Genomic DNA, 818 nt, shown 5'->3' with positions numbered 1-818 from the left:
GAAGTCATCTTGACTTTTCAATTTTATGAAATTTCTTTAATCCGATTACAATAAATGCTAGGAAATTAAAGCCTTTCCAACTAGTAATTGTGGTGTCAAATCTATTCAATAAAGAACGAAAGCTATCCATCCAAGCGTTGGTTCGCTCTATAGCATAGCGTTCTTTATAGAGTTTTTCATCAAAATAATAGTCTGCATCAGTATTTCCATTACGTTTGTTTAGGCAAATGTTGGCAATGATGCCCTTGGCCTCACATTTATCTCTGAGCTTTTGAGAATCAAAACCAGCATCAGCATTAACAAAAAGCCCATCAACACTGATCTCTGCTTCTTCCAATGTACCAACAATTTCTTGAAATTGCGCTTCTATATCAAACAAATCGTTGTGGTTTCCTGAAACAGGCTCTGACATAGCTATTGGTAATCCTTGCCTATCCGTAAGGTAAATAGCATTGGTGGTTTTACGTTTTTTCCTTCCTTGATAACCCACCTCTTGTCCGCCTCGTAATGCTGTTGTGTGACTTCCATCTAAATCGCCACTTGATAAGTCTAGCTTAGATTTGTGCGTTTTTAACAACTCTATCCAACAAGATTTCCAAACCTCTAATTCACACCATTTGCGATAATGACCAAAAATTGTCTTGTAATGCAAGACCTCTTTGCTGAACAGACTTTCTACTGGAAGAAATTCCCATTGAACGCCTGTTTTTAGCTTATAAAGTATAGCATTAACTATCTCGTAAAGTGGTGCTTTAGGCTTAAATCCTCTTTTTGTTTCTGGTAAATATGGAACTATTTCTAATTCTATCATATCTTTG

General features: G+C 36.2%; 1 protein-coding gene. It reads right to left on the bottom strand.

Annotated features, from left to right (window positions below; translation table 11 throughout):
* Window positions 1-4 precede the first annotated feature (4 nt).
* On the bottom strand, window positions 5-818 hold an 814-nt coding region (locus EYW44_RS21915; RefSeq protein ID WP_132728011.1), incomplete at its 5' end, for an IS5 family transposase.

The organism is Tenacibaculum sp. M341 (assembly GCF_004337695.1).
Classification (GTDB): Bacteria; Bacteroidota; Bacteroidia; order Flavobacteriales; family Flavobacteriaceae; genus Polaribacter.
The sequence above is the reverse complement of the archived record's forward strand: the minus strand, read 5'-3'. Positions and strand labels throughout refer to the sequence as shown.